The organism is Bradyrhizobium sp. Mp27 (assembly GCF_029953005.1).
Classification (GTDB): domain Bacteria; phylum Pseudomonadota; class Alphaproteobacteria; order Rhizobiales; family Xanthobacteraceae; genus Bradyrhizobium; species Bradyrhizobium barranii.
Genome location: NZ_JASAUS010000224.1, coordinates 1 through 8,926, shown reverse-complemented (window position 1 = coordinate 8,926; position 8,926 = coordinate 1). Strand labels below are relative to the sequence as shown.

Annotated in this window: 6 protein-coding genes and 1 tRNA gene; 5 read left to right on the top strand and 2 right to left on the bottom strand. The window is 60.4% G+C overall.

Annotation, left to right across the window (positions count from 1 at the left end):
• Positions 1-226 precede the first annotated feature (226 nt).
• Positions 227-493, top strand: coding sequence for a hypothetical protein (locus tag QJT78_RS45940; RefSeq protein WP_049807917.1), 267 nt, complete (start codon positions 227-229; stop codon positions 491-493).
• 504 nt (positions 494-997) lie between these two features.
• Here QJT78_RS45940 and QJT78_RS45935 read toward each other — a convergent pair.
• A complete protein-coding gene (locus QJT78_RS45935; RefSeq protein ID WP_038944727.1) occupies positions 998-1,690 on the bottom strand; it encodes a Crp/Fnr family transcriptional regulator in 693 nt (230 codons plus the stop codon).
• Positions 1,691-1,901: 211 nt separating this feature from the next.
• On the opposite strand from QJT78_RS45935, the gene QJT78_RS45930 reads away from it, so the two are divergent.
• Complete coding sequence (locus QJT78_RS45930; protein ID WP_157791206.1) at positions 1,902-2,210, top strand: hypothetical protein; 309 nt, start codon at positions 1,902-1,904, stop codon at positions 2,208-2,210.
• A 1,044-nt stretch (positions 2,211-3,254) separates the two neighbouring features.
• The gene (locus QJT78_RS45925; protein WP_028153361.1) at positions 3,255-3,647 is read left to right on the top strand and encodes a response regulator; all 393 of its coding nucleotides are present in this window, start codon (positions 3,255-3,257) and stop codon (positions 3,645-3,647) included.
• A 529-nt stretch (positions 3,648-4,176) separates the two neighbouring features.
• On the opposite strand, the gene QJT78_RS45920 is transcribed toward QJT78_RS45925, so the two are convergent.
• Positions 4,177-4,266, bottom strand: a tRNA-Ser gene (locus tag QJT78_RS45920).
• A gap of 433 nt (positions 4,267-4,699) precedes the next feature.
• Between QJT78_RS45920 and QJT78_RS45915 the strand changes: the two genes are divergently transcribed.
• Together QJT78_RS45915 and QJT78_RS45910 are read left to right on the top strand one after the other, a co-directional pair.
• A complete protein-coding gene (locus QJT78_RS45915) occupies positions 4,700-6,808 on the top strand; it encodes a tyrosinase family protein (protein ID WP_028153362.1) in 2,109 nt (702 codons plus the stop codon).
• Positions 6,809-6,826: 18 nt separating this feature from the next.
• Complete coding sequence (locus tag QJT78_RS45910; protein ID WP_281460660.1) at positions 6,827-8,845, top strand: LodA/GoxA family CTQ-dependent oxidase; 2,019 nt, start codon at positions 6,827-6,829, stop codon at positions 8,843-8,845.
• Positions 8,846-8,926: the final 81 nt, after the last annotated feature.

Below are 8,926 nucleotides of genomic sequence, written 5' to 3'. Positions count from 1 at the left end.
GTCTCAAAAGTTCTTCTGGAGTGATCATCGATGGTGTCCACCTCGTTCATGGTGGACACCTCATCCCATCCCCGCGCTCAACTGCATAGGTGCGTAGAAAGGAGCGCTTACACTTAAACGGCGGTGTCAATCGAGTTGGGGTGCGGCGATAATGCCTTGTTGCGGCTCACGAGCGGAGCACTTCTCGGCACGGTAGCTTTGTGACCCGCCACATTTTGAGCAATCGATGAGGCACACTTGGTACGTAACCTTCGAGGTGCAACGTAAAGGGATGTTGCCAAAGCCAAGACATCCTCGGCTGACCAAGACATTCGAGACGGAGAAGGAAGCCAAGCTTTTTGCGAAAGAAAAACTCGATGAAGGGCTGGTCGTGACCGCGGGCACCCTCAATCCGCACACGCCGAAGCAAATCATTCCGTCGAGCGCCGTGTCGATCTGGCTTGGCGGCGCGCTGGATCAAAGTGCGGACCGGTCTAACAGTCGGAGCGATTGAGGAGCGGCCAATGTCGGCTGCTGGCCGATACTGTTGCAAAAGTCGATTTTCGCCGATGACCAAAATTCTGCGGGCCGTGGGCGCGACTTTCGCGTACAAGATGCGGGGGACCTCACGGCCTCACGCAAAATTCACAGGCGACTTCGGTAGCGCGATTGAGGTCATACGAATCAGCGATCGCTCGCTGCTTAGTATTTTCGCGAAAAATCTTGAGCCCTGCAACTTTCGACTTTTGCAACACAATCGGCCCGTAGCCGACATACGACAATGCCGGCTTCACTGTCGTCTTTCGGGGGCAAGCGGACGTTGCTCCGCTCGGTTGTCGTTGTCCCCTTCTGGCCCATCAGCGAAGTGGCGACACATTTCAATGTGGTCTGCTTGGTGGGGTAGGGCGGACTGACTTTGCTTACTCTGCATTCTTCGCGTTTTGACCCGTAGCGGTCGTCAAGCGGGCTAGATAGTGCGGCAGCTAGACCAGAGGGGCAACGTCCGAGCAGGTTCAATTCATTTTTCCTTTTCGGCACGCTTTCTTAGGTGAGGACTGTCGTGCAAGACCACGTTCAGCAGGGAATTATGGACCTCCAGTGATCCGTTGTATTTGATGAACCCAAGCTTGCGGAACTTGTTCATGAACATGCTGACGCGCGACCTGGTGGTTCCGACCATCTCCGCGAGTGTCTCCTGGCTTATCTTCGCTATGACCGGCTCGGGCTTACTCTCCTTGCCGAAGTTCGCCATCAAGAGGAGCACCCTCGCCAGACGCTTCTCACTGGAATTAAAAAGTTGGTCGACCAAGTCCTCCTCGACTCGGGCGTTCCTAGACAACAGGTGAGCCATGAACATCTCAGAGAACTTCGGCTCGTCATGGAGCACACGCACGATAGCTGCCTTTTCGAGCCGCATGATGACGCACTCCGTCACCGTCACGACCGTCGCCACCCGCAGCGGATGCCCATTTAGGCAGCTCTCACCGAAGAAGTCCCCATTTCCGTGGAGTGCGACGACCGCCTCCTTGCCCTGCTCGGAGACGACGCAGACCTTGACCTTGCCCTCCTGAATGTAAAAGACCGCATCACCGGGGTCTCCCTGAGAGAAGACCTTCCGATTCTTCCGATAGTTTGAAACGGTCCTCCCCGAGGCCACGGTGTGGAGGAACTCCTGGACGTCGAAGGGCTGCTTCTTCGTTGCCTTGGCCACGCTTCCCGCCTTTAATTATCAATTGGCTTACATTCTAGGGCAAACCGAACATCAGGAAAACCCGGCCCGGATGTCGGTGGCAGTGTAGTGGCACGTGTCCCCGGCGGCCAAGTGAGCACTAAAGCTCAGACTTCGCCTCCAAATGTGCGCAGACTCGTTCGTTATGGAGATGCCGAACCAAGAGGCGTCCCAGTAACAGAGGAGCTGAATTATGGACGTCATCCTTCCGTTCGTATCAGCCGGCGCATTCGAGCCCAACGATATTGAGGCGATGTCCCTGGCTTGTGAGGAAGTCTGCCATTACCTTCATATCAACGGCGACGCGCGGGCTCGCGAGAGCATCGCCGCGAGAGTCATCGAGCTAGCCCAGCGCGGCGAACGTTGCCCCACAGTCTTGCGCGACCGGGTGCTTGCGGGAATAAACGCTGGCCCCGGACGATGGCTGACGGGATTTGGCGTCGTCTCAGCGACGCCCGCTAATGATGATCTAAAGCTGTCCACTTCTGGGCGATTGTGTTGAAGAAGTCGGCCTGTAGATTGAGGCGCGCCGCTCGAACGTCGCGAATGACCCAAGGAAGACATTCGACCAAGCTGGGAGTGCTGCAGCACGTATGGTCAATAGCGACGAGCGTCCTCGACGCGTGATCACTGGGGTTGCGAGCAATTGCCCTAATTTGAATCTAGCGGCGACCTAACTCACTAACGACAAGTTAATTTCTTTTGGCATGTGAGCAATACTGACCAGCGCCGAGCCAGTGGCAGTTCCACAGTGGGTTCCATCACCGCCCACCACGGCAACTACCGGTGACTGAGAGTTCTGTAACGCTCCCGCCTGATCAAGGCGTGCAACATGTTCCGCCATCCCCGAACGCTATGTCCTATGTGTCGAGCAGAAGCGGTGCTGGCTCGGATTACGCCCGGCCCCTTTGGCTTCGATATCCGGACGTTTGAGTGCCCCGCGTGCAAGGACGTCCACCAGCTTGTGGCCGATCTGGTTGATCCGATGAAATCCCCACGAACAACCGGCTGGCTTCACGGTCAACTGCACGCGCCGACGTAGCGGCTGCACCTTATGGGGCCGGGTTTTCGTATGACGGCCTTGAATACACGGGCACGGTGCCAATCTCACGTCCGTCATCGCTGATTATTGCGATGCGACGCTCAGGATCATCTTCGGGCTTATCAAGTGAAACGCCGATGGCCAGCACCGTCGCCCTGTTGCAGCGATATCGTCGTCGCAAACAAACCCCGATGAATCAAAAAGCCTGTGGCCGTCCTCGACATCAAAAAAGTACCGGGGCATTGGCAACCTCTAGTGCGCCAAGTGCTTCCAGACAGCATTGTTCCGAATAGGCTGCCGACTAGGGGCCTCAAGCAGACCATGGGAAACTGCGGGCCGCCCAGAGCGGCATTCGCGTCCGGCCTTTGTTTCTCTCAAGATGGGTGTTTTAACCCCGAGTGGCCCCAATTCCATTGTGAGCAATATTGCTCACTTTCCTCGGAACGATAGTCTGTTCCCCGCGTGTACCCTTGCGCTCCTATTGCGGCGCACTGAGGTCCCCGAGTGGAAAACCAACAGCTTTTTATCCTGGTCGTTGAAGACGACCAGCTTGTTCAGAACCTTGTCGAAGACTGCCTGAGCGAGGGCGGGTTCGAGACTGTAGCAACTCCGTCCGGCGAAAAGGCCATTGAGCTACTTGATGCGGCCGAGGGCAAATACCGGGCGCTCGTCACGGACATCAATCTGAAGCCCGGTGAGATCGACGGGTGGGAGGTCGCGCGACACGCCAGAGAGATCGACCCCCACTTTCCCGTCGTTTACATGAGCGGCATCGAAGCAGACGATTGGGCATCAAAGGGCGTGCCTAACAGCATCATGTTGGCGAAGCCGTTCGCGCCCGCGCAGCTTGTCACTGCCATTTCTCAGCTTCTCAACGCGATCCCACCAGCCGAGTAAGTGCCGCCTCAGTTGCCATTGTGATTCACGTCGCCTGTTGGCCCATCTCGGACCTAGGGGGAGGTGCGCCAACGCGCCGCTATCAGAGGCAGAGCGGACCTCACACGAAGCGCAGCGCAGGTTTATGAGGACCCACCCTAGATCACCGCGAATTGCGAAGTGCGTCGTGGCGGTGCTGCCTTGAAGCAGCGCCGCTGCTTCATTCATCAGGGCTCTATTTTAGAAGATCCCGCTTGTCGCAAACGATGAAGAATAAAGACCAGTGCAGCAGAAATCACGACAACCGCCACTGGCCCAGGAAATTTAAGAGTTCTTTCTGACGGGCTTTGCGCTCAGCCCCTCTATTGCAGAAAGCAACATTTCCGGCGTCCCATGGAATCGATCGGAGAAGGTCGCACACCGACAGCACGGGAAGTCAGGCAGGCCGTCCTAGCATTTTCCCTAAAGTGGATCAGACAGCCTTGCTGGGGCCGTCGCTAGGGCAGAGGGCGGGGCTGAATGAAATTTACGTGAAATTTCAATATCTTGTTGGCGGAAGGGGTGGGATTCGAACCCACGGTACCCTTGCGGGCACGCCGGTTTTCAAGACCGGTGCCTTAAACCACTCGGCCACCCTTCCTGACAGAGAATGGTTGTCGCTTAACGCAGTCGACCGCGCAAGGCAACGCGAAGTTCGCGCTTGCGGGGGAAAACCAAGTCCGATGGGGAAACAGGCCGGGAAGGGCGAAGCTCGGCTTCGTCGAGCAGTCGTTCGGCGCGGATTCGCTCACGGTGTGGCTCGGCTTCGTCCCACGACGACTGGAATGCACGCTGCGCTCAATCGCGCAGCGTTTGATGGCCAGTGCTGAACTTGGAGCAACGCACTCGCGCCCGAATCCGCAAGACGCGTGGCCAGATCTGTCGGTTCGATAAAGGTTGTATGAAATAGATCACGCAACCACAAAAAATATTCGCGGTTGCTCCTGCGTTGAAGGTGCGTGTCTACGTGACATCACCCAAAAGTTGTGCTTAGTCTCCGGCCGCCTTCTTCGTCTTGCTGTCCGGGGGCTGGAATGGACACCGAAGCATTGACCGTTGCTTATGTGCGCGTGAAGGCGATCCTGGATGAAGCTGCCGGCGATAGCACCGCTGATTATGGTGGCGCTGGACGTTTTTGGGACAAGGGCGCACAGGCGCTGGAGGCGGCCGAGATCTTCGGCATCAAGATGGTTGCTCCAGTGCCGGAGGGGCACGCCTGCTGCATCCCTCCGCACGCGCGCAGTGACGCATCCGGATTGATCAAGGGATTGCGCGGTGACGCACCGTTCGACGGCGGCCGTTTCCCAGCGTTGCCATGGGGCGGCAAGCGCGTCGTGCCCGCCGACGTCGACCGCATTGCCGACTGGATCGATGCCGGCTGCCCGGATGATGCGACCAGCGTCGCAGTCGAGCTTGCGCCTGGCAAGCCGGCAAAGACGGCGACGGTGAAGGTGAGCGAGATCGCCGAATTTGCGGTGGCTGCCGACGGCTATTCGCCGGCCGCGGATGCCGGCGAGCCCAGGCGGCGCATGAACATCGACTGCATGAGCGAGCCGCAGCTCGAACGCCTGCGCCGCGGCTTTCGCCGGCTTTACGATCTCGACCACTGGCCGGAAGACCGGCGCAACTACAACAACCAGGCGCTGATCCACCAGAACCATTGCCAGCACGGTTGGGAGCGCTTCCTGCCCTGGCATCGCGCTTATCTCTACGAGTTCGAACAGAACCTTCAGGACTTCGAGCCCGGGCTGATGCTCCCGTACTGGGACTTCACGATGCCGGAGTACCGGCCGGAGGAGCCGGACAAGGGCCGCATCATTCCGAATTCGATGAAGGCCTATCTCACCGAGGAGGCGGCCGAGACGCTGTTGGCGGCGCTCGACCCGGCGCCGACGGCGGCCCAGAAGAAGGCGATCCTGGCGCTCGCGCGTGACCGCATCACCTTCACCTCGCAGCACAGCTTCTTCTGCTACCTGATCAACACGATCGGCTATTCGGCCGTGACGCCCGATCCCGCGAATGCCAACCGGCAGTGCTTCATCGACGCGCTGCTCCATTCCAATTCGCTCTGGTATCCGCTGCGCTATCCTGCCGAGTATGACGGCGGCGGCACGATCAACCAGGTCATTCACTATCACTACCCGTCGGCCGACGACATCGCCCAGATCCTGAGCCTCAACAATTTCCGCGACTTCGGCGGCGGCAGCATCTACGACGCGGCGTTCGGATTCCTCGACCAGAATCCGCACAACACCATGCACATCTGGACTGGCGGCCAGAACCCCGATGCCGGGAAGGCGGCCTATGTTTGCCAGGGCGGGCCGACCGCGACGGGAACGACACCGCAGCCGGGCGCGGAGACTGCACGTCTGCGTGCGCTCACGACGCGTCGCAACAGCGCCGCGCAGGTCGGCGGCCGCCGCTTCCATGCCCGGCCGGATCTCTATTCGCAGCCGGATTTCGGCGACATGTTCAGCAATCTGACCGCGTCCTACGACCCCGTGTTCTGGCCGATCCACGTCAACATCGATCGGATCTGGTGGGAGTGGCAGAAGCTCAATCCGAATGCGCTGCCGGCCGATCTCGATTCCGTGCTGTCGCCGTGGAACTACACCATTCGCGACACGCTCGACATCGCGCCGTTCGGCTACGAATACGTCCGCAGCTCGCATTTCATGCCGGTCGGACTCGAGGCGCCGGTCAGCCGCTTCGTGTCGCAGCCGATCAACGTGCCGCAGGCCGCGCGCAGCTTCAAACGCGCGGAGATCCGCCTGCATCAGGTGCCGCAACTGATGCGCTCCTGCTTCGTGCGCGCCTTCCTGAACGAACCCGGGGCCGACGCCTCGACGCCGATCAAGGGCAATCCGCACTACGCCGGCTACATCTCCATCTTCGGACATGGGGCCTGCTACGGCGGTCCCGGCCATTGCGATATCCCGCCGCCGCAGCCGCGTCGCTTCGACCAGCGCGGGCGCAGCCACAACACGCCACGCGTCCATCGCATCGACGTCACGGCCGCGGCCAGGCAGGCGCTCAAGAAGAAGGGCCCGCTGCAGATCACGCTGGTCGTGATCGGCGGCGACTACCAGGAGGAGAGGGAGCTTCTGAAGCTGGAAGGCGTGTCGATCAGTTTCCTGGATTGAGAAAGCGGCGGGGAAGTCATGGCGACGTATCGAATCCATCCGGGCATCGGCATCGCGCGCCTGGGCAACAGCGACAGCGAATTCTACCTCGCGCCGGAGACGCCCGCGGCGATGCCGCTCGCCTGCGATAGTTTCGGCAATCCCCTGCACGGCCCCGACGGGGTCACGCCCGTTCCGGTGAAGACCTTCAAGGATGCGCAGGGCCGCGTGAAGCGGCAAGCCGCGCGCTTCCAGATCTTCGTCTATGACGATGAGTCCCTGGAAGGCAGACCGCTGGCGCTCGGCGATGCCGTGGAGGGCGGCGGCAATCATGGTGTGCTCGTCGACATCCAGTGGCGCGTCTATGTCGCCAACAAGAAGGCCTCCTGGTACCCGTTCACCGAGCTCAAGGGCGAGCACGGTTACGCCCCCGGCAGCGCGCGCCGCAACGCCGACATCACCGGCCAGGACCGCGACCTCCTCATCATCGATCCCGGCCCGCGCAGCGTGAATGCGACCACCAACCGGCGTGCGCATTTCGATCGCTCGGGCGGCCCCGGCGGCTATGCCACCACGTTCCCGCCCAAGGGCCTGCAGCCGTTCGACATCGACACGCTGGGCGAGATGATGACCGACAACGAGGGCCGCCTGGTCGTGCTCGGCGGTCACGGCAATTCGGGCATGGACGTCAACGGCAGCTTCGGTCCGAAGATCGAGGATTATGCCAACACCGACGGCTGGTACGACGACATCTCCGACGGGCCGGTGATGGCGCGGCTGATCATGTATTCGAAGCAGGTCGGCCAGACCCGTTACATCGACGTCGAGTTTCCGGCCTGGGTCGTGGTCGGCTATCCGCGCTTCGTACCTGAGATCCTCGACATGATCACGATGGACGAGGTGCTGTATGATCTCTATGTGCGCCAGTTCGCCACCGACACCGGCATCTATGGGACGCTCGGCACCTATGACGATCCGCAGCAGATCCCGTTCCGCGACGAGGCGGCGCTGCGCCACTGGCAGGCCGGCCGTCTTGCCTGGAATCGCAATTACCGGCCGTGGTTCTATCGCGACATCTGGCCGATCCTGTTCCGGCCGGATGAATTCAGGTATCTAAACGATATCCTTCAGCAATCGAACTACCCGCACGATCAGGCGCAGCGCGGCACGTTCGATCCCGACAAATTATCGAAGACCCCGAAACGCGCGACGCGGCCGACGGCAACGGCGACACCGTCGGATGCACCGTTGCGCGATGCCAGTCAGGGCGAAGCGGTCATCGCGGTGGCGGCGGTCGCAGGTCCGACCCATTATTCCAAGGCCGACGATCCCTACGGACCGATGCGCCGCTTCCTGTTCGATTTGTTGCGCCGTGCGGGCGAGGCCAATTCGTTCCAGGTGCAGGACCGGGCATCGTCGCGCGTCCATTCGCTGCCGCTGATGCCATTGTTGTGCGGCGACAATCCGCTGACCAACGAGACGCCGTCGAAGTTTCTTCATCTCACCGAGTATCAGCTCTTCATCCTCGGCCAATGGGCGCGCGGCTGGTTCATCAACGAGAAGGAGGAGGGCTGGCTGCCCGACGGCTATTCACCCTTCGCGCCTTATCCGAAGACACCGCCGAAGACCGGCCGCGAACTCGACCGCGGCGTGCTCAGCAACGTGCTCGGCGGCGCCTTTTGTCCGGGCGCCGAGCTCGGCTGGGTGATGCGCAACCCTTCGATCTACTGGGCGCCGTATCGGATCAACGCCGATCGCAGCGTCTCGGATTTCCTGCAGAGCGCCGCCCAGGCCAATCAGGACCACGGCACCGTGATTGCCGACCCGACCTTCAACGTCAACTCCCCGCTCAGCCAGGACAACGACTTCGAGACCGGTCTTCAGCCGGGTGACCTCACCAAATATATGGGACTGCCCTGGCAGTCCGATTTCAACGAGTGCACCACGCAGCCGATCAACATCACCTACGCCGACTGGAACAATCTGTGGCCCGGCAGCGACAATGACGATCGCTTGCGGCGCGACGAGAAGAGCTGGCCCCGCAAATTCGGACAGTAGCTTGAGTGGATTTTCTGCCTGACAGCGGCGAGGATTCTTGCTGCGAATCAGGAGCGAAGATGACGAAGAAGAGCCGCCGGA